This window comes from Streptomyces sp. C, from assembly GCF_000158895.1.
Taxonomy (GTDB): Bacteria; Actinomycetota; Actinomycetes; order Streptomycetales; family Streptomycetaceae; genus Streptomyces; species Streptomyces racemochromogenes.
In genome coordinates, this window is sequence record NZ_GG657750.1 from 1,271,490 (window position 1) to 1,288,735 (window position 17,246).

Genomic DNA, 17,246 nt, shown 5'->3' on the forward strand with positions numbered 1-17,246 from the left:
GGATGCCGGTTACCGTACTGCTCGTCGACGACGAGCCCCTGGTGCGCGCGGGTCTGCGTGCCGTCCTGGAGGCCCAGCCCGACATCGAGGTGGTGGGGGAGGCCGCGGACGGGGCGTCCGTCATCCCCCTCGTGCGGCGGTTGCGGCCGGACGTGGTGGCGATGGACGTACGGATGCCGCTGCTCGACGGGATCGAGGCGACCAGGGCGGTCCTGCGGTCGGTGGACTCCCCGCCGAAGATCCTCGTGGTCACCACCTTCGAGAACGACGAGTACGTCTACCAGGCGCTGCGCGCCGGAGCCGACGGCTTCCTGCTGAAGCGGGCCCGACCCTCGGAGATCGTGCACGCGGTGCGGCTCGTGGCCGAGGGCGAGACCCTGCTCTTCCCCGCGGCCGTACGGGCCCTCGCCGCCGAGTACGGGAACCGGGAGGCCCGCGCGGTCCTGGAGCGGGCCGCGCTGACGGAGCGGGAGGAGGCGGTGCTGCGGCTGATGGCCCGGGGGCTGACCAACGTGGAGATCTCCCGGGAGCTGATCGTCGGGACGGAGACCGTGAAGTCCCATGTGAGCGCGGTCCTGGGCAAGCTGGGGGCGCGCGACCGGACCCAGGCGGTGATCGCGGCGTACGAGTCCGGCTTCGTCTCGCCGGCCTGAGACGGGGCCGGTTCCCGCCGGCGGGGGGCCGCTTCTCGCCGCCGCACCGGGGGCGCAGTACGATCCGCCTGACAAGGTCGTTAGCTGGGAGGACACACGTTGGGGCAGCTGACCGGCGGGGATCCCTCTCTGCTCCGGCGCATCAATTCGGCCGTGGTGCTTCGCGCGCTGCGGGCGGCCGGATCGCCCACCCTCACCGACCTCACGCGGTTGACCGGGCTCTCCCGGCCGACCGTCGAGGGGGTCGTGGAGGGGCTGATCGGCACCGGCCTGGTGGTCGAGGCGGTCGCCGAGGAAGGCGCCCGCCGCCAGGGCCGGCCGGCCAGGAGGTTCCGTTTCCGCGCCGAGGCGGGGCACCTGCTCGGCATCGAGATCGGTTCGCACCGGATCGCGGTGCTGCTGTCCGGGCTCGACGGCCGGGTCATCGGGGCCGGCACCAAGGACGTGTCGGAGACCGCTTCGGCCGATGAGCGTCTGGAGCGCGTGCGGACGGCGGTCGCCGATCTGCTGCGCCGGGCCGGGATCCCCCGCGACTCGCTGCGCGCGGTCGGGGTCGGCAGCCCCGGCATCGTCGAGGCGGACGGGACGGTCCGCCTGGGCACGGCCCTGCCGGGCTGGACGGGACTGCCGCTCGGCGAGCGGCTGCGGCGCTCGTTCCGCTGCCCGGTCCAGGTGGAGAACGACGCCAACGCGGCGGCGCTCGCCGAGCACTGGAAGGGTGCGGCGCGCGACATCGACGACATGGTGTTCGTGATGGCCGGGCTCAGCCCGGGCGCCGGTTCGCTGATCGGCGGCAGGCTGCACCGGGGCTTCGGCGGGGCGGCGGGCGAGATCGGCGCGCTGCACCTGCTGGGCCGGGAGGCCACCCCGGAGCGGCTGCTGTCGACGACGGGCGAGCCCCTGCACCCCCTGGACGAGCCGGCGGTCGCCGAGGTGTTCGCGATGGCCAAGCGGGGCGACGAGCGGGCGGTGGCCGCGGTGGACCGGTTCCTCCAGCGGCTGGTGCACGACGTGGCGGCGCTGGTGCTGGCGATGGACCCGGAGCTGGTGGTCGTGGGCGGCTGGGCGGCCGGACTGGACGGGGTCCTGGAGCCGCTACGCCAGGAGCTGGAGCGGTACTGTCTGCGCCCGCCCCGGGTGGCGCTGTCCATGCTCGGCGAGGCCGCCGTGGCGACGGGCGCCCTGCGGCTGGCCCTGGACCACGTGGAGGAAGAGCTCTTCGCGGTGGAGCGGACGGTCACCGCCCGCCGCTGACCCGGCCGTGGACGCGTCCGGGTACGGAAAACCCCGGGGCCTTGTGGCTCCCGGGGTCCGTGTGCGGGGCGGTCAGGAGGCCGCGCGGGTCTCCGTGATCTCCACGCCCGAGTCGCCGAAGGTGAGGCGGCAGGTGTCGGCGCGGTACGTGGCCACCGAGACGGCGGCGGTGCCGGCAGCGGTGAAGTAGCGGGTGGTCACCAGGAGCACGGGCGCACCGGGCAGCCGGTCCAGCTCCTTGGCGTCGTCGGCGCGGGCGGAGCCCAGCTCGACCGAGCGGTCCTGCCCCTCCAGGGGGAGCCGCTGGAGTTCCCGCATGACGGCCCGGGCCCGGGCGGGGCCGGCGGGGGCGTCGATGGCGGAGAGCCCGGGCACGGAGGCGGCGGGTACGTACAGCAGCTCGGCGGCGACGGCCTGGCCCTGCGTGACGCGGGTCCGGCGCACGGTGTGCACGGGCTCGTCGGCGGCGGTCCCGAGGACCCCGAGGACGGCGGCGGCGGGGACGGCCTCGACCGCGTCGACGGCCTCCCAGCCGTCGGAACCCTCGCCGGGCCAGCCCTGCTGCGCGCTGCCGACGGCGACACCCACGCGCGGCGGGGCCACGGTGGTGCCGACGCCGCGGCGGCGCTGCAGGCGGCCTTCGAGTTCGAGCTGTTCCAGGGCCTGCCGCAGGGTGGCGCGGGCGACCCCGAAGCGCGCGGCGAGCTCACGCTCGTTCGGCAGGACCTCGCCGACCGCGAAGTCCTGGTCCAGCGCGTCGCTGAGCACGGTCTTCAGGTGCCAGTACTTCGGCTCCGGCACCGATTCGAGCTGCGTCGTCCCCACCCTGGCTCCTCCTGCAATCACCGCTGTCACCGTGTCCGGCACCGCCGTGTTCCAGCGGCGGTTTCGCGCCGCAGTTCCGCGCCCTTGTTTATTAAAGGTTCCTGCACTATCCGCGACGATAGGACGGCGCACCCCCTTGGTCAAGACCAATCCTCGCCGCTTTGCCGGGCAGATCGGGCATATGTAGCAACACGTTCACAGGATGTTCTCGCTCGGCACCCGCGCGTCGCACAGACTTCGCAAAGGCTTGTAGCCGGACGCTACTCGACGGTAATCATGGACGCAGTCGTTACTGACGGCCTGTCTCATACGCGTCCACCCGACGAGGAGCAGCATGACCGCCACGGTCTCCTTCACGATCGATTCGCCGCTGGGCCCCCGCACCGCCACCGTCGCCTACGAGCGCAAGGGCGCCGGCGAACCGCTTCTCCTGCTGCACGGCATCGGCCACCACCTCCAGGCCTGGCATCCGGTGACCCAGGTCCTGGCCGCCGACCACGACGTCATCGCCGTCGACCTGCCCGGATTCGGCGCCTCCGGACCGCTGCCCGCAGGCGTCCCGTACGACCTCGCCACCGTCACCCCGGCCCTCGGCGCGCTCTGCGCGGCGCTCGGGGTCGAGCGCCCGCACGTCGCGGGCAACTCCCTGGGCGGGCTGCTCGCCCTGGAGATGGGGCGCACCGGTCTCGCCCGCTCGGTCACCGCCCTCTCCCCCGCCGGGTTCTGGTCCGAGCCCGAGCGGCGCTACGCCTTCACCACGCTGCGCGCCATGCGCGCCGGGGCCAGGGCGCTGCCCCTGCCGGCCCTGGACCGGCTCTCGCGCAGCGGACCGGGCCGCGCCGCCCTCACCGGCACCATCTACGCCCGCCCCGCCCACCGCGCCCCGGAGGCGGTGGTGGCCGAGACCCTCGCCCTGCGGGAGGCCACCGGCTTCGAGGAGACCCTGGCGGCGGGCGGCTCCGTCCGCTTCACCGACGACGTGCCCGGCGTCCCCGTCACGATCGCCTGGGGCACCCGGGACCGGCTGCTGCTGCGCCGCCAGGGCGTGCGGGCCAAGCGCACCGTCCCCGGGGCGCGGCTGGTCCGGCTCCCGGGCTGCGGGCACGTTCCTATGTCTGACGCACCCGCTCTGGTGTCACGGGTCATCTCCGACACGTGCCGCCAGGCCAGCTGACGGCTTAGCCCGTGCGCAGGTATCCACCGATTGCGAGATGAGGATACCGAGGTCAGCATGGGTTTCATGGGCACCAAGGACACGATCGGTGTCCTGTTCCTTGAGCGAGTCAGCGTCTTCAAAGGGGCTCTCAAGAGCGACAGCATCGAGGCTCAGGATCTCACCCTCTTTGAGCGGCTACGGCGGGAGCAGGCTGACGGCCGTCCGCTAAAGCATGCGGGCACAGCCGTGGACAAGGGCGTGTCCGGCTACAAGATCGATATCTTCGATCGTCGGGGCCTGGGTGAGTGGCTGGAGCCCGACAAGATGGGGCTCTGGGATGAGGTCTGGATCACCAAGCTCGACCGTTCCGTACGGCGGGCTCGGTGGTTCCTCATGTTCAACTGGATGCTCAAGGACAACGGCAAGAAGCTCGTCATCCTGAACGATCCCGGCTTCTCCTTCGAGACTGCCGAAGACGAGGTCATGGCCCACATGAAGGCCGTGTCACCTCAAAAAGAAGTCGAGGCGATCACCGAGCGAGTCACCGACTCACACGCTCGCAGGCATCGCACGGCAGCCTGGCAGTCCGCAGCCACTCCGTACGGGTACGAGTCCGTATTCCGGATGATCGACACCCCGAATGGCCCCAAGAAGCGCAAGACTCTCGTGCTGCACAAGCACACGTACGACAGGCTGCACGACATCCGTAACTGGATCGTCCACGACGATCTCTCACTGACCGACGTGATGAACAAGCTCAACGACATGGGTGAGCTGACGGCAGCGGACTGGGTGCGAGTACGCGAGGGAAGGAAGCCGGGCGAGCGGCTGCATCAAGAGGAGGGTGTTGAGCCCCAGCCTGCTGAATGGAGCCTGAGCACGGTCGTCCGGATGCTCAAGAGCCGACGACTTCTCGGTGTGAAGATGACCGGCACAGGCAAGGGCGTCAACAAGCTGGGCACGCCGACCCTCAACGACGACGGTACGGAGTACCGTCCCTTCCCCGCAGTCTTCACCGACGAGGAGTTCGATGAACTTCAGTCGGTCCTCAAGGAGAAGGAAGGCACCCCCCACTCCTCCGAGCACACCCGCGACCGCATCCGGGGAACTGCCTTCTGCGCCCGGTGCGGGTACGCGATGAACAGGCAGATCAGCACCAAGCCAAACCACCAGTACGTCTACATCCGATGCCGGAAACGCAAGGGCAAGCCAGCCTGCCCGGGTGTGGGGATGCCCTCGGACAACGTGGAGCGGTTCTTGTCTGCCGAGTTCCTGAATGAGGAAGGCGAGCACCGCGACCGCCGCCGCATCTGGGACTCGGGCGAGGATCACTCGACCCGCATCAAGGAGCTGGAGACAGCGATCGGCAACCTCACCGAGCGTCTTGCTCTGGTTCCGGTGGGACCTGCTCTGGACTCCGTGACGGCAAGCATGAAGCGACACTCTGATGAGCTGGAAGCGCTCAAGGCCAAGGGCTCTCGCAAGGCCGGCTGGATCTACATTGAGGAGGGCAAGACCTTCGGGGAGATGTGGCCCGACATGGACTGGGAGGAGCGCCGCCGACTGCTCATCAAGCGCGGCGTGAAGTTCTTCATCAGCGAGGACGACTGGTGGCTAGAGGTGCCCACCTACTGGCCTGGCGAGGAACCCGACGATGAGGAAGAAGTGGTCGGGGAGGTACAGCAGCGAGTGGCTTGATCGACCAGGAGAACCCCCGGCCGGCGCCGGGGGTTCCCTCTTCGACTACCTGAGCGCGATCACCGCGACGAACGCACCCACCACTCCAGCTACCGAGCCGATCACGGTCCAGACACGAGTGCTGGACCACCACCGCTCACCGCGCGGTTCACCCGCAGTGCCACTTGACCGTGCATGAAGATCGGGCGCGGTGAGCGTGACGGGCGAGTTGTCTCCAACGCTGATGTTGATGATCTGCGCGGCGTACCGGTGCTGCTCCGGCGCGCGGACATGTTCATCGGCCTGCATGTCGTCCCTCCCTGAGACGGTTACGGCCGTCTTCTTCGAGAGAGGGAGGGGACTACAAGTCCCAACCTCAACGAAGGCAGACGGTGTGTCTGTCCTTGAACACAGCGCCCGCGACTGTGCCGCTCCTGTAGTCAGGAGCGTTTCGTTGAGGTCGTTGAAAAATCCCGCGACCGGTCTAGCTGAGAACGGGCGTCGCCCGGGGACTAATCCGCCAGGCACCGGAGCGTCACCGCTTCCGGGAGACACAGGGGGAGAACCTCCCGCCCGCGCCGACAGTCGTGTCTTCCACGTCACGGAGGTTTACCCTCCGGCGCTTCCATTCTGACCGTCTGGGACTATTCTACAGCCGCCGAAGAGCACCAACAACGGGCGCTTCAGGAAGAGTTCAGGGTCTTTCGGACAGCACGAAGCCCCCAGCCGCAGCCGGGGGCTCCAGTCATCATGGTGGTGTCAGCCGTTGTCCCACTCGCCCGTCGCGTAGACGTCAGGGAAGATCGGGGACCGTGTTACGAGCGACCTGCCAGCATGAGCGCCAGGGGGCCGGCGGGGAGGAGGAAGCGACCCTCTCGCACGGCTTCGATCACGTCGTCCATCGACCACCAGGACAGGATGAAGTCGGTTTCCGACGGTTCGAGCTGCTGCGGGCCGATGGTCAACTGTCGGGCCTCGAAGAGATGAACCCGTGCGGTGCTGGCCAGGGTGATGGCGTATGAACCAAGCGTTCGCCACTCATCCGCGGTGATGCCGGCCTCTTCGAGAAGCTCTCGCCTCGCGCACTCCTCCGGGGTCTCATCCCCTTCGACTCGGCCACCGGGCAGGAACAGGTATTCGCCACCATGTCGGACGAAGTCCGAGCTGAGGATGGCCACGCCGCCCGCCTCATCGAGGGCCACGATCACGGCGGCGTCCCGCATGCTGTCGGTCATCGGGAGACCTCCGCTTTCCCGTTGATCGGTACGGCTTTGATCTTCGTGCGCATCGCAGCCCGCCGTTCCCTTTCCACTTCCCGACGAGCCGCGACCAGCCCGGGGTCGTACATGTCCCAGGAGTGCAGACCTCGATGCGAGGCGAACAGGACACAGGCGTCGTCTTCTCCGGCGGGTAGACAGTTGCCCTCACCGCAGTCCGGGAGGGCTTGCAGCAGCATCGTGCCGCCGTCGCGCCACACACCCCAGATCATCTTGGCTTCGGAGTCGATGTACTCCACGGCGCCGTAATGCTTGCCCTCGTGCGGTGACAGTTCACAGGTGACCGTCTTGTCGAGCATGCAGGCAGGTGTGGCATCTGTTCCGGACATGAACTCAATGACGCTCCTGAGTTCATGAGGCAGTGATGTGACGGCCCCGCACGCTTGAACTCCGGAAGTCTTCATTGCTCCTCGCGCACTGCTGGTGGGGGGTAACCCACTCCCGCCGGAGGTCTCACCAACCCTGACGGGCTGGGCCTTCCTCGTGGCCACCCCGGCGGGAGTGGAGTCTTGTGGGCTCCCAGCTACAGCTACGTCGTGTACTCCAGCTCGGTCAGCGAGGCGTCGCGGAGAACGCCGGCCACCGCTGCCGGGTCGAGCTGCTGGAAGTACCGGATGATGCCCTCCCTGACGGCGGACACCTCGTGGGCCAGGCCCTCGTCCTTGAGCTGCTCGGGGAGGATGACCCGGCGGAATTCGGGGTCCTTGATGGCGTCCTGGACGAGGCGCTCGGCGATCCAGAACGGGGTGCGTTCCCGGATGGCGAAGGTCAGGTGGACGCTGCGCTCATTGGTGTCGAGCACGGCAGGGTTGTGGACCCATCCCCTGGGGAGCAGCATCGACTGGCCTGCTTCGAGGTGGATCTCCAGATCCGGGCCCGCGGCCTCCCAGGTCGGGATGTACTCCTGCTTCCAGACCCGCCAGCTCTCGTTGAACTCGCGCATGGGCGCTTCCACCGGGGGCTTCCAGAGCTGCCAGCGCTTCACTCCCTCAAGCTGGACGATCACCGCCATCTGCTGATCCCAGTGGTGGCGGAGCCCCTGTTCACCGGACGGCGTGACGAACGCGTGGATGTAGTTCGAGTAACCCGTCTCCTGCTGGATGCCGTGGGAGATGTCCGCCATGAGCGGCATGACTCGCTGGAGGTTTCCCAGGCGGACCGTGTGTCCGGACTCGTACAGCTTCCGGAGCTTGGCGGGGTCGGTGCGCCCGTTGGTCTGGAAGACCAACGGGTTCAGGGACGGGTTCGGGGCTCGGACGACGGCGATCTCGGAGGCCGGCGCACAGCCCGTCTCCATGTACGCGTCGAGGAGCTTCACCACGTGGTCAAGCTGGTCCACGTCGCGCTGGTAGACACGCGGCTCATCGGGCCACGTAGTCATGAGTTCCTTCACGCCCTCTTCGGGCAGCAGGAGCCGTAAGGACACCTGTCTCTTCCTCTCAGCCAAGCGGCAGGGGGCACGCAAGCTCGGGGTGGGAGTGGTTCGGGCAGCAGACGACCGAGTAGGACACCATGCGCTCAGCGCCCGCGAAGTAGTACACCCACGACACGTCTTGCCCGAGCCCCAGGCACTCCCTGGCGTGGGTGATCTTCGACTCCAGGTCGAGATACCCCGGCTTCCCGCCGACTTCCCCGGGCGGGTTCTCCGCGTAGATCCCCTTCAACCAGATCACGGCCTCTTCGGGGTCCGTCCACATCTGATCCGAGCGGTGAAACGACCTGGTCTTGAGGAGCCAGTGCGCAGTCGTCATCGGCGGCAGGTCACCGTTCTGGAACTCGTTCTTCGCGTCCGTGTACCGGGCGTAGAGCTTGGGGTCCAGCTCCCTGTCCGGAACGATCTCGTGGACGGGCCTCCGGTTGTGCTCCTGGGCGTACCTCTTGCTGCTGCCGATCCACGGGCCGTATCCGTGGAAGTGCCCTCGCCTAACCAATGGATGTTCCTCGTAGACTTGAAGTGGGCCGCCCCCAATTGCGATGGGGGCGGCCTCCTTACTGGGTGGGACGGAGAGCGTGGAGCGTCAGATGCTCAGGCCGCGCTTCTCGGCGTAGCCGAGGACGAAGTTGTCCAGCTCCTCGGTGGTGAAGCGGAGCTGCTGGCCCGCCCCGCCGGCCTTGGTGTCGGTGAGCACGAAGCCCTCGGTGGAGCCCGGGATCGCGGCGTACTCGACGCACGCCTCGTGGTCGCCCTGGAGGTTGCCGCCGCAGTGCTTCGTGAACTCGGCACCCTCGATGGGCAGCGAGTACAGGTCCTGCTGAGCCATGGTTTCTCCTCTGTCGCGGAGTGCGGAGAGACGGTCTCCGTACCGTCGTGCGCCCGGCCTTTCTGATGCCGGGGTCGTGCTTCTCTCACCGCCGGGGGTGGGCTGGGCACGTCAGCCCAGTCGGGACACGGCCTGTCCCTGCCCTCGCCTTGTCCGGTCGGGAGACCTGCCGCACCGCGATGGATGTGGCAGGAGCCTTTGGTGTTCAGTGGCCGGTGATTCCACAGGGGCACGGCGGGAAGCGGAGCGGGTTGGCCGTGACTTCTGCGTCCATGACCTCGGGTATCGAAACGCCGGGTCGACGGTCGCGGACTTGGCCGCCGGGGGTCACGGTGTAGACCGCCAGGCGCATCCTGGGCTGCGGCTCGGGGTCTACCGGGTGGTCCGACATCGCGATTCCTCCGCCCGTTTGAGTCTGTCCTGCGGAACGCACTCGGAGAGCATCGACCCTCGGAGGGGTCGGCCTCAACGAACTTGCACCTGCTTGCAGATCCTTCACCCGAGTGCGGCGACAGCTTGCGCGATGAGCGCTCGGGCGTCCTTTCCGTGCACAGCGATGGACGCCAGTTCCGCGAACACGCGGGCGTAGAGTTCGATCTCCGTGGGCTGCTTGATGGTCACCTGCGCGGAGGCAAGCTCGATCACCACTTGGGTGTCGTCGTAGACCCAGAAGCCTTCAGCCGGCCACATGCCACGGTCGGCGCTCATGGGGACGATGCCGAGGCTGACGTGCGGCAGAGCAGCCACCTGGAGCAGGTGCCCGAGCTGGGCTGCCATCACGTCGGGTCCGCCGAAGCGAGATCGCAGGGCCGTCTCTTCGAGGATGACTCCGAACCTTCGGTGCCCGTCGCGCAGGAACCGTTGCCGGTTGATGCGGGCCGCGACCGCAGCGTCCAGGTCGTCAGGCATCCGGAGGAACGTGATCACCCGCTGCATGAGCGCCCTGGCGTAATCAGGGGTCTGGAGCAGCCCTGGCACTACACCCGGCTCGTAGATCCGAAAGTGCCGGGTCCTCTCGTACCGAGGCAGGGCTGCTTCCTGTACCGGAGCGAGGCCGGCACCCTGTACCCGGCGCCACTCCACGTACATCTCGTCGATCGTCGCTGAACTGGCCACTAGGTCCCCGTAAGCGTCGGGCTCGCCACTGAGCGAGGCATAGATCATCAGGTCGTCATCGCTTGGCGAGGTCTGACCGTGCTCTATCCGCGACACCTTGGACTCGCTCCAACCGGCACGGGCCGCGAAGGCCCGTGCCGTCCGGAACCCTCCACGCACCCGAAGCTCGCGCAGCCGTGTACCGAGGACACGACGAGCTTCATCGACAGTGGAGAGGGGGGACGCAGCCATGTCTGGTCGGGCTAGCTCGGAACGTAGTCGGAGTGGGGGGTGGCACGCTCCCACACGGCTTCGAACGCTGAAGTGCACAACTCGAGAATTCGCTGATCTGTCGTCAGCTCACGCCAGTCGGCCTGGATCTCCCCGTCTCCGGAGAAGTTCAGGACGAGCACCTTCTCGTTGTCGAACACCCAGAAGTCGTTCCCGGGGAACGCGATGTCCATCGCCTTGCGCCGAGACAGCCAGCGGATCTCCTCGCCGGCCTTCACGTTCGCGTCGGAGATGAAGTGCTCCCACCGGATGTAGTCGCTCTCCGGCGTGGAGAACACCCGCGCACGCTGCACCCGCACTCCGCGGTTGGTGGCGTCCCGCACCCAGCCCAGCCACATCTGGAAGTCTTCGTCCCCGGCGAGGTGGTCCTCGCGGGAGCCTGCCTTCCAGGCGTCGAAGGCCGGGTCCGGCATGTAGCTGTCCCGCATCTCCAGGTGGACAGCGGACACGCGAGCGGACGCCAGCAGATCCTTGAACCTAGGCGTCGCCACGATCCTCCTTCATGAAGAACTGCACCATCCGGCGCGGGATCTCGATCACGTCCTCGTTGTCCGGCAGGTTCATCTCGGAGCGGCGGCCGTCGTTTACCTTCCACCCCTGGACGAGGTAGTTGTCCGTCTCGTCGTCCAGGTAGACCGTGGGGCTGTCTCCGGTCTTGCTCTCCGGGTCCTTGCCAAGCATGTGCAGAGCCATGGTGCCCTCCTCGCTCGGAAATGACGATCTCAGGGTTGAAGCTTGCACCCGAAACGAGCCTGGGTGCATCGAACTTGCACTCGCTTGCACGACCAGTTTCATCGGTGGTCGTACGGCTTCGGATTCTTGCTGGCTGATGGGGTCCGGCCGCCGTGGGCGCCGACTCACAGGCGGCCGGACCGGGCTCCCGTCAGGCTGGCAGGTGTCAGCTCCGGGAGCGTGACCCACGCGGACGGGGAGGGGTGGTCGCGTGGGTGATCTAGGGGTCTAGCTGATCCATACGGCGCAGAGGAGCACGCCAATCGTGAACCAGATGATGAAGGTGATCAGGCGGTACGCCACGATCTCCGACTCCTCCACTAGTGCCTCCCCTCACTCGGGGTGATGACTCGGGAAGGCCGGCGTCTGGTCGCCCGGTCTTCGACGGGTACGCCGGACATCGAGCAGGGGTCGATGAGCCCGTAGTCCGTGTGATCAGCGATGCGCCCCCGCGCCACGGAGGCAAGCCGACCGCAGGCCGCCCCCGGGCACCGTAAGGCGTAGATCCGCTGACTCTCCGGATCACGGAAGACCTGGTGTGGGTATCCGAGGTCTTCTGCGGAGGTGGTGATGAGGACGATCCGTGCCATTGCTTCCGTCTTGGGGTGGGCGTCAGAGGTGTCGGTAGACCTTCTCGGCGTCCTCCGCCGCTCTGGCTCTGCCGTTCTCGAAGATGAGCGTTCTGGCCCCGCCGAACCCTCCCCGCATGTCGCGGATCGGCAGGAGCCGGCCTTGGAGGAAGGCGAAGTCCCCGACCCTCAGATCGAAGGGCCGCACGTTCTCGTACGGGATGGTGCCGGGGGGAATCCTGAACGGCTCGCCGTTGGCCCGCTTGATGACGGCAGGCTTCCGCTTCTCCACCGCCGAACAGTTCTCCTTGGCTGCGAGCCACGGGACCCCGGTTCCGTTCTGGAGCTTCATCAGGCCGCCCACGGGATATACGTAGACCACCTCGCCACGTTCCTGACGGCCGTTGTCGAACACCTGCTGGTGAAGTCTGAACATGAGCAGCTCAGCCCTTCCGGCGCGGCAGAAGCGGCTTCTCGTTCCTGCCGCTGATCACACGCTCGACAACCTCACCGACGATCACCGCGGCCTCCTCCTCCGAGGCGTACCAGCACTCCTCCCGCCTCGCGGTCCAGGTGGTCTCGCCGGGCGGCCGGACGAGCTTCAGGGTGTCGCCACCTTCGGGCATCTCCGCGATGCGACCGACCTGCTGACTCTGGCCGTCCACGACGATGTCCAGAAGCCGGAAACTGTCCACCCTCACCACCTCCATCGACCTTGTTTGTCCGTCTGAGGTAAGAGCGTGGCGCAGCACCCTTACGATCACCAGGAGTTGAGTTCCGCTACGGGAGCGGGGAATAGGGCATATGCCAAGACTGCGAGAACCAGACCCCTCGGGCTCGATCGAGGAGTACATCGGGGACCTGGTGAGGAACGCTCGGGCGCAACTGGGCTGGACCCAGGTGGAGCTGGCCGGGAAGGTGTTCAGCAACAAGACGCGCATCTCCGAGGTGGAGTTGGGGGACGACCCACCCGACTTGGACCTGGCGCTGAAGCTCGAAAGCGTCCTCGGTGTCCCGCGCGGCAGCCTGAGCAACCTCGTGCGCATCCTCAACCAGGAGAACGTCCGGGACTACGCGAAGCAGTACCTGAAGCACCAGCTCGAAGCGACGTCCATCCACGAGTTCTCGCTCGGCATCCCCGGACTACTCCAGACCGAGGGCTACGCGCGTGGCGCCATGGCGGCCGGACTGGCCGGCGGGCCCGCACAGATCGACCTGTACGTCTCGGAGCGATTGGAGCGACAGGCGATCCTGAGCCAGGCCGAACCGCCCTGGCTGGTGGCGATCATCGATGAAAGCGCCCTGCGTCGCGCGATCGGTGGACGGGATGCCATGCGCAAGCAGGTCGAGCACCTACTCAAGATGAACGAGCAGCCTCACATCAACATCCAGGTCCTACCGCAGGGCGGCGTCGCAGTCGCGGGCTCTTTCACCCTGCTCACGCGATCGACGGGGCAGCGTACCGCCTACACCGAAGGCTTCAACACCGGTTCGTACATAGAAGATCAACGCGAGGTGCAGCGCTTTCAACGGGTCTATGATCTGGTGCAGCAGGGTGCCCTGGGCGCCCACGATTCCGTAGAGCTGATGCACGCCGTGAAGGAAGCCCATGGCTGAGAACATTGCCCCCAACTGGCACAAGAGCACGTACAGCGGCAACACCAACGACGCGTGCATCGAGGTTGCGGACAACGCCCCGTCCGTGCGCGTGCGCGACACGAAGGACTACGGCAAGGGTGAGCTGACCGCTTCCCCGGCCGCCTGGTCCGCCTTCGTCCACCAGGCCAAGACCTACACGGTCTGATGGTTCCACCGGGTCCGACACGGCCCGCAGTACACGGGTTGGACCCCACGAAGAGCCCCCTCCGGCAGCAGTCGGCGGGGGCTCTTCACGTTGCAGGGGGACCTTGGTCCTGTGGCCGGCAAGGCCGTAGGTCCTACCGCGGCCCCGGGGCTGGATCACGAACCGGGCTCGCTTCCCTGAGGGAACAAGCCCGGTTGGAGAAGACCCGTCGGTTAGAAGTCTTCCGCTGGCACGTAGTCCCGAGCACTCACCATGCCGTCCGCCAGAGTCCAGCCCGCCCGGTCGTGCGAAGGGTAGAGAAAGCTGGAGATTTCGTCACGGGGTTCTGCGGCCTGGGCCGTGCCGGTCATGGTCAGTGCGGCGCCTGCGAGGGCGACCGCTGCGAGTACGCGCTTCATGTTGTTCATAGCCTGCGAACGATCATGCTGACCAGCGGTCACGAAGAAGCCCTCCCGGTTCAAGCCAGGAGGGCTCTCGTGTGGCCACGCGGCACCTACGCCCAGCCTCCGTACCCATTGTCCCAGTCGTTGAATTCGATGAGTCCATCCTCATACATGTCACCACGATGTGAGTCGGCATGCGCAGCAGGGGCGAAGGACAGCGCGGCCGCTGCAAGGGCGACCGCTGCGAGGAAACGCTTGATGTTGTTCATGCCCGAGCCAACGATCACGGTTCCCACAGGTCACGGCGGGGAGTCAGCCCAGGTCTCAGGGCCTCCCCCGCGCCACTCGAAGAGCGCTTCGTCCGTGAGGTTCACGGCGTCCGGGTCAGGGTGGCCGGCCTCCCGCAGGAACTCGACCACGTCACTCGCCTGGTAGGCCGTGCCAAGGATCTGCCCGTCGTACCGGACCTTGCGCCACCCGCGCTCGTCGGGCGGGTAGACGACCACTCGTCGCTCCATGGCCCCAGCCTCCGGGAGAGCGCCAAGAGGGCCACGTGCCGATGAACGACGACCCGGCGCTGGTGGCGCGCGTCATCCTGGACACGGCGAAGGCGCAGCGGGACGACAGGGGCAACGGCGTGCCGCACATGACCGGCTGACGGCTGTTCATCCACGGTTCGCGTGGGCGACGCGGTCGGTCCCGTGTGCGAAGGCACACTGGTCCGGCCCGCCCCCGCCGGCCCCTGGAGACGCAACCCATGGCACCGATGCCGCACACCCGCCGGACCCTGCTCGGCGGTTCCCTGGCCGTCCCGCTGGGCCTGGCCCTGTCCACCGCGCTGGCCTCGCCCGCCCTGGCCTCCCCCCGCCGGGCCGCCGCCCTCGTCCGCTCCGGCCGCCCGGCGGCTCTGTGGGGCACCCAGTCCGGAGAGGTCACCTCCTACTCGGCCGCCATCTGGACCCGCTCCGACCGTCCCGCCCGGATGTACGTGGAGACCTCCCCGAGCGAGTCGTTCCGCTACGGCGTCCGCCGCCACGGCGGTCCCTTCCTCGGCCCCGCCACCGACCACACCGGCACCACGACCCTGCGGGACCTGCCGCCCGGCCGGCGCGTCCACTACCGGGTCGTGCTGACCGACCCCGACGACCCCCGCCGCTCCGGCGAGCCGGTGCACGGAAGCTTCCGCACCACTCCCGCCTCCCGCCGCCACGACGTGCGCTTCCTGTGGTCCGGTGACCTGGCGGGCCAGGGCTGGGGCATCAACCCGGAACTGGGCGGCTACCGCGTCTTCGACGAGATGCGGCTGCGCGACCCCGACTTCTTCCTCTTCAGCGGGGACACGATCTACGCGGACGGGCCGATCAAGGCCGCCGTGCCGCTGCCCGACGGGCGCGTCTGGCACAACGTCACCACGGAGGAGAAGTCCAAGGTCGCGGAGACCCTGGACGAGTTCCGCGGGAACTTCCGGTACAACCTGCTGGACCGCAACCTGCGCGACTTCTACGCCCAGGTCCCGGTGGTCGCCCAGTGGGACGACCACGAGGTGCGCAACAACTGGTACCCCGGGCAGCTGCTCGACGACCCCCGCTACACCGTCAAGGACGTCGACACCCTCGCCGCCCGCGCCCGCCAGGCCTTCGGCGAGTACTTCCCGGTCACGGACCTGCGCGGTGGGCGCACCGAGGGGCGGATGTACCGGGTGCTGCGGCACGGTCCGCTGCTGGACGTGTTCGTGCTGGACATGCGGACGTACCGCGACGCCAACTCCCCCGGCCGCCAGACCGAGGACCGGGTCGGCATCCTCGGCGCCGAGCAGCTGGCCTGGCTGAAGCGGGAACTCTCGCGCTCCCGCGCCACCTGGAAGGTGATCGCCGCGGACATGCCGCTCGGCATCGTCGTCCCCGACGGCGCGGTGGACTTCGAGGCGGTGGCCCAGGGCGACCCGGGGGCGCCGCTGGGGCGCGAGCTCCAGATCGCCGAACTCCTGCGGCACATCAAGCACCAGCACATCACGGGCACGCTCTGGCTCACCGCCGACGTCCACTACACCGCCGCCAACCACTACGCGCCCGAGCGCGCGGCCTTCTGCGACTTCGCGCCGTTCTGGGAGTTCGTGTCCGGGCCGATCGGCGCGGGCGGCTTCCCGGCGGGCCGGCTCGACGCGACCTTCGGCCCGAGGACGGAGTTCGTCCAGTCGGCGCCGGTCGCCAACATGTCCCCGGCGGAGAACCCCCCGTACTACGGCGAGGTCGAGATCGACGGCGGCAGCGGGGAGCTGACCGTCCGGTTGCGCCGCCAGGGAGGCGGCGTCCTCTTCACCCGGGTCCTGCAGCCGGGCCGCGTCGGACAGTCCTGACCAACATCCGGCGACCGGCCGGCGACGCTCCGGCGACCGGCCGGTCACCAGCGGAAATCCGCTGGAAAACCAGGCGAAACCGACCAGATCGACGCTTAACCAGTCGGTCACAGATCGTTCGCGATCACGCACACCCCCTGAGCCAGAAGTGTGTGCATGACTGACCGTAACCCCGCCTCCGCCGCCCAGCGCCCCCACCGCCACCACTGGCGCCGGGACCTCGTCGAACTCGCCGCCCTCTTCTGCGCCGTCGCGGTCGCCGACGGCCTCGCCAACCTCGTCGCGCACGGCCCGGACGGCCCGGTCCTGCTGGTCGCCTCGGCCGTCGCGCTCCTGGTCACCGCCGCCTTCCACACCTGGTGGGCGCGCCGGCACAGCCATGCGCCGCCCCCGGCGGCCAAGGCCCCCTCCGATCCGGCCGTCTCCGGTCCCGCCGCCTCCGCCCCGGGGGCCGCGCCCGCCAACCCCGCGCTCTGGCGGATGCGGACGACCGTGCGCGACGAGCCCGGCAGCCTCGCCGCGCTGTGCACCGCGCTCGCCCGCGAGGGCGTCGACATCCTGACCCTGCAGACCCACCCCCTCCCCGAGGGCGGCACGGTCGACGAGTTCCTGCTGCGCACCCCGCGCGAACTGGCGGCCGCCGGCCTGACCCGCGCCGTCGCCCAGGCCGGCGGCCGCAGCACCTGGATCGAGCGCGCCGACGCCCACGACCTGGTGGACGCCCCCACGCGGGTCCTCGGCCTGGCCACCCGCACCGCCCTGGACGCTGCCGAACTCCCGCTCGCGCTGCGCCAGCTGCTCGGCCGCTGCACCATCCAGTCGATCCCCGCCACCACCCTCTCGGGCCGCCCCAACGCGGGCGCCGACGCCCCCGTCGAGGGGCGTCCTGGAGGCCACGGTGATGCGGCTGCGC

Annotated in this window: 22 protein-coding genes and 1 pseudogene; 8 read left to right on the forward strand and 15 right to left on the reverse strand. The window is 68.5% G+C overall.

Annotated elements, in window-relative coordinates:
- The first annotated feature begins 2 nt into the window (after positions 1 to 2).
- Both SSNG_RS05515 and SSNG_RS05520 read left to right on the forward strand, forming a co-directional pair.
- A complete protein-coding gene (locus tag SSNG_RS05515) occupies positions 3 to 653 on the forward strand; it encodes a response regulator transcription factor (RefSeq protein WP_007262812.1) in 651 nt (216 codons plus the stop codon).
- A gap of 99 nt (positions 654 to 752) precedes the next feature.
- Positions 753 to 1,907, forward strand: coding sequence for an ROK family transcriptional regulator (locus tag SSNG_RS05520; RefSeq protein ID WP_007262813.1), 1,155 nt, complete (start codon positions 753 to 755; stop codon positions 1,905 to 1,907).
- A gap of 72 nt (positions 1,908 to 1,979) precedes the next feature.
- Here the strand turns inward: SSNG_RS05520 and SSNG_RS05525 are convergent, their stop codons facing one another.
- Positions 1,980 to 2,732: a GntR family transcriptional regulator gene (locus tag SSNG_RS05525; RefSeq protein WP_042800577.1), complete on the reverse strand. Its 753-nt coding sequence runs from the start codon at positions 2,730 to 2,732 to the stop codon at positions 1,980 to 1,982.
- A 334-nt stretch (positions 2,733 to 3,066) separates the two neighbouring features.
- Between SSNG_RS05525 and SSNG_RS05530 the strand changes: the two genes are divergently transcribed.
- Together SSNG_RS05530 and SSNG_RS05535 are read left to right on the forward strand one after the other, a co-directional pair.
- Complete coding sequence (locus SSNG_RS05530) at positions 3,067 to 3,906, forward strand: alpha/beta fold hydrolase (RefSeq protein ID WP_007262815.1); 840 nt, start codon at positions 3,067 to 3,069, stop codon at positions 3,904 to 3,906.
- A gap of 66 nt (positions 3,907 to 3,972) precedes the next feature.
- Positions 3,973 to 5,586 carry a recombinase family protein gene (locus tag SSNG_RS05535; RefSeq protein ID WP_165364975.1) on the forward strand — a complete coding sequence of 538 codons (1,614 nt, stop codon included), beginning with the start codon at positions 3,973 to 3,975 and terminating at the stop codon, positions 5,584 to 5,586.
- A gap of 45 nt (positions 5,587 to 5,631) precedes the next feature.
- On the opposite strand, the gene SSNG_RS41085 is transcribed toward SSNG_RS05535, so the two are convergent.
- From SSNG_RS41085 to SSNG_RS05590, 11 genes are all read right to left on the reverse strand, one after another.
- Positions 5,632 to 5,874, reverse strand: coding sequence for a hypothetical protein (locus SSNG_RS41085; RefSeq protein ID WP_007262818.1), 243 nt, complete (start codon positions 5,872 to 5,874; stop codon positions 5,632 to 5,634).
- Between the two features lie 506 nt (positions 5,875 to 6,380).
- Positions 6,381 to 6,800, reverse strand: a complete 420-nt coding sequence (locus SSNG_RS05540; protein ID WP_007262819.1) for an NUDIX hydrolase — start codon at positions 6,798 to 6,800, stop codon at positions 6,381 to 6,383.
- On the reverse strand, positions 6,797 to 7,141 hold the full coding sequence (locus SSNG_RS05545) for a hypothetical protein (RefSeq protein ID WP_050779553.1): 345 nt from the start codon (positions 7,139 to 7,141) through the stop codon (positions 6,797 to 6,799). The genes SSNG_RS05540 and SSNG_RS05545 overlap by 4 nt, the downstream gene beginning before the upstream one ends.
- Before the next feature lie 230 nt (positions 7,142 to 7,371).
- Positions 7,372 to 8,268 (reverse strand): cupin, encoded by an 897-nt coding sequence (locus SSNG_RS05550; RefSeq protein WP_007262821.1) that lies wholly within the window; start codon positions 8,266 to 8,268, stop codon positions 7,372 to 7,374.
- 13 nt (positions 8,269 to 8,281) lie between these two features.
- The gene (locus SSNG_RS43520) at positions 8,282 to 8,773 is read right to left on the reverse strand and encodes a hypothetical protein (RefSeq protein WP_007262822.1); all 492 of its coding nucleotides are present in this window, start codon (positions 8,771 to 8,773) and stop codon (positions 8,282 to 8,284) included.
- Between the two features lie 87 nt (positions 8,774 to 8,860).
- Positions 8,861 to 9,103 (reverse strand): DUF397 domain-containing protein, encoded by a 243-nt coding sequence (locus SSNG_RS05560; protein WP_007262823.1) that lies wholly within the window; start codon positions 9,101 to 9,103, stop codon positions 8,861 to 8,863.
- A gap of 495 nt (positions 9,104 to 9,598) precedes the next feature.
- The gene (locus SSNG_RS05565) at positions 9,599 to 10,450 is read right to left on the reverse strand and encodes a DUF5753 domain-containing protein (RefSeq protein WP_007262825.1); all 852 of its coding nucleotides are present in this window, start codon (positions 10,448 to 10,450) and stop codon (positions 9,599 to 9,601) included.
- Between the two features lie 11 nt (positions 10,451 to 10,461).
- Positions 10,462 to 10,980, reverse strand: coding sequence for a DUF6879 family protein (locus tag SSNG_RS05570; protein WP_007262826.1), 519 nt, complete (start codon positions 10,978 to 10,980; stop codon positions 10,462 to 10,464).
- Complete coding sequence (locus SSNG_RS05575; protein WP_042800579.1) at positions 10,967 to 11,182, reverse strand: hypothetical protein; 216 nt, start codon at positions 11,180 to 11,182, stop codon at positions 10,967 to 10,969. The genes SSNG_RS05570 and SSNG_RS05575 overlap by 14 nt, the downstream gene beginning before the upstream one ends.
- 651 nt (positions 11,183 to 11,833) lie before the next feature.
- Positions 11,834 to 12,226: a hypothetical protein gene (locus tag SSNG_RS05585; protein ID WP_007262829.1), complete on the reverse strand. Its 393-nt coding sequence runs from the start codon at positions 12,224 to 12,226 to the stop codon at positions 11,834 to 11,836.
- A gap of 7 nt (positions 12,227 to 12,233) precedes the next feature.
- Positions 12,234 to 12,500 (reverse strand): hypothetical protein, encoded by a 267-nt coding sequence (locus SSNG_RS05590; protein ID WP_042800580.1) that lies wholly within the window; start codon positions 12,498 to 12,500, stop codon positions 12,234 to 12,236.
- Positions 12,501 to 12,594: 94 nt separating this feature from the next.
- Here SSNG_RS05590 and SSNG_RS05595 point away from each other — a divergent pair, with 94 nt between their 5' ends.
- Complete coding sequence (locus SSNG_RS05595; RefSeq protein WP_007262831.1) at positions 12,595 to 13,407, forward strand: Scr1 family TA system antitoxin-like transcriptional regulator; 813 nt, start codon at positions 12,595 to 12,597, stop codon at positions 13,405 to 13,407.
- A complete protein-coding gene (locus SSNG_RS05600) occupies positions 13,400 to 13,594 on the forward strand; it encodes a DUF397 domain-containing protein (protein WP_007262832.1) in 195 nt (64 codons plus the stop codon). Before SSNG_RS05595 ends, SSNG_RS05600 begins: the two co-directional genes overlap by 8 nt.
- Before the next feature lie 212 nt (positions 13,595 to 13,806).
- On the opposite strand, the gene SSNG_RS05605 is transcribed toward SSNG_RS05600, so the two are convergent.
- The 3 genes from SSNG_RS05605 to SSNG_RS05610 form a co-directional block, all read right to left on the reverse strand.
- Positions 13,807 to 14,001: a hypothetical protein gene (locus SSNG_RS05605; protein ID WP_042800582.1), complete on the reverse strand. Its 195-nt coding sequence runs from the start codon at positions 13,999 to 14,001 to the stop codon at positions 13,807 to 13,809.
- Positions 14,002 to 14,087: 86 nt separating this feature from the next.
- A complete protein-coding gene (locus SSNG_RS41845) occupies positions 14,088 to 14,246 on the reverse strand; it encodes a hypothetical protein (protein ID WP_007262834.1) in 159 nt (52 codons plus the stop codon).
- A gap of 30 nt (positions 14,247 to 14,276) precedes the next feature.
- Positions 14,277 to 14,495 (reverse strand): hypothetical protein, encoded by a 219-nt coding sequence (locus SSNG_RS05610; protein WP_007262835.1) that lies wholly within the window; start codon positions 14,493 to 14,495, stop codon positions 14,277 to 14,279.
- Positions 14,496 to 14,743: 248 nt separating this feature from the next.
- Here SSNG_RS05610 and SSNG_RS05615 point away from each other — a divergent pair, with 248 nt between their 5' ends.
- The gene (locus tag SSNG_RS05615; RefSeq protein ID WP_042802995.1) at positions 14,744 to 16,333 is read left to right on the forward strand and encodes an alkaline phosphatase D family protein; all 1,590 of its coding nucleotides are present in this window, start codon (positions 14,744 to 14,746) and stop codon (positions 16,331 to 16,333) included.
- A 156-nt stretch (positions 16,334 to 16,489) separates the two neighbouring features.
- Positions 16,490 to 17,246, forward strand: a pseudogene (locus SSNG_RS05620) (GNAT family N-acetyltransferase); the annotation flags it as partial.

Coding starts and splice junctions, on each gene's coding strand:
- SSNG_RS05515 (WP_007262812.1), top strand. CDS start 3: ATGCCGGTTACCGTACTGCTCGTCGACGACGAGCCCCTGGTGCGCGCG.
- SSNG_RS05530 (WP_007262815.1), top strand. CDS start 3,067: ATGACCGCCACGGTCTCCTTCACGATCGATTCGCCGCTGGGCCCCCGC.
- SSNG_RS05535 (WP_165364975.1), top strand. CDS start 3,973: ATGGGCACCAAGGACACGATCGGTGTCCTGTTCCTTGAGCGAGTCAGC.
- SSNG_RS41085 (WP_007262818.1), bottom strand. CDS start 5,874: ATGCAGGCCGATGAACATGTCCGCGCGCCGGAGCAGCACCGGTACGCC.
- SSNG_RS05540 (WP_007262819.1), bottom strand. CDS start 6,800: ATGACCGACAGCATGCGGGACGCCGCCGTGATCGTGGCCCTCGATGAG.
- SSNG_RS05545 (WP_050779553.1), bottom strand. CDS start 7,141: ATGCTCGACAAGACGGTCACCTGTGAACTGTCACCGCACGAGGGCAAG.
- SSNG_RS05560 (WP_007262823.1), bottom strand. CDS start 9,103: ATGGCTCAGCAGGACCTGTACTCGCTGCCCATCGAGGGTGCCGAGTTC.
- SSNG_RS05565 (WP_007262825.1), bottom strand. CDS start 10,450: ATGGCTGCGTCCCCCCTCTCCACTGTCGATGAAGCTCGTCGTGTCCTC.
- SSNG_RS05575 (WP_042800579.1), bottom strand. CDS start 11,182: ATGGCTCTGCACATGCTTGGCAAGGACCCGGAGAGCAAGACCGGAGAC.
- SSNG_RS05585 (WP_007262829.1), bottom strand. CDS start 12,226: ATGTTCAGACTTCACCAGCAGGTGTTCGACAACGGCCGTCAGGAACGT.
- SSNG_RS05590 (WP_042800580.1), bottom strand. CDS start 12,500: ATGGAGGTGGTGAGGGTGGACAGTTTCCGGCTTCTGGACATCGTCGTG.
- SSNG_RS05595 (WP_007262831.1), top strand. CDS start 12,595: ATGCCAAGACTGCGAGAACCAGACCCCTCGGGCTCGATCGAGGAGTAC.
- SSNG_RS05600 (WP_007262832.1), top strand. CDS start 13,400: ATGGCTGAGAACATTGCCCCCAACTGGCACAAGAGCACGTACAGCGGC.
- SSNG_RS05605 (WP_042800582.1), bottom strand. CDS start 14,001: ATGAACAACATGAAGCGCGTACTCGCAGCGGTCGCCCTCGCAGGCGCC.
- SSNG_RS41845 (WP_007262834.1), bottom strand. CDS start 14,246: ATGAACAACATCAAGCGTTTCCTCGCAGCGGTCGCCCTTGCAGCGGCC.
- SSNG_RS05610 (WP_007262835.1), bottom strand. CDS start 14,495: ATGGAGCGACGAGTGGTCGTCTACCCGCCCGACGAGCGCGGGTGGCGC.
- SSNG_RS05615 (WP_042802995.1), top strand. CDS start 14,744: ATGCCGCACACCCGCCGGACCCTGCTCGGCGGTTCCCTGGCCGTCCCG.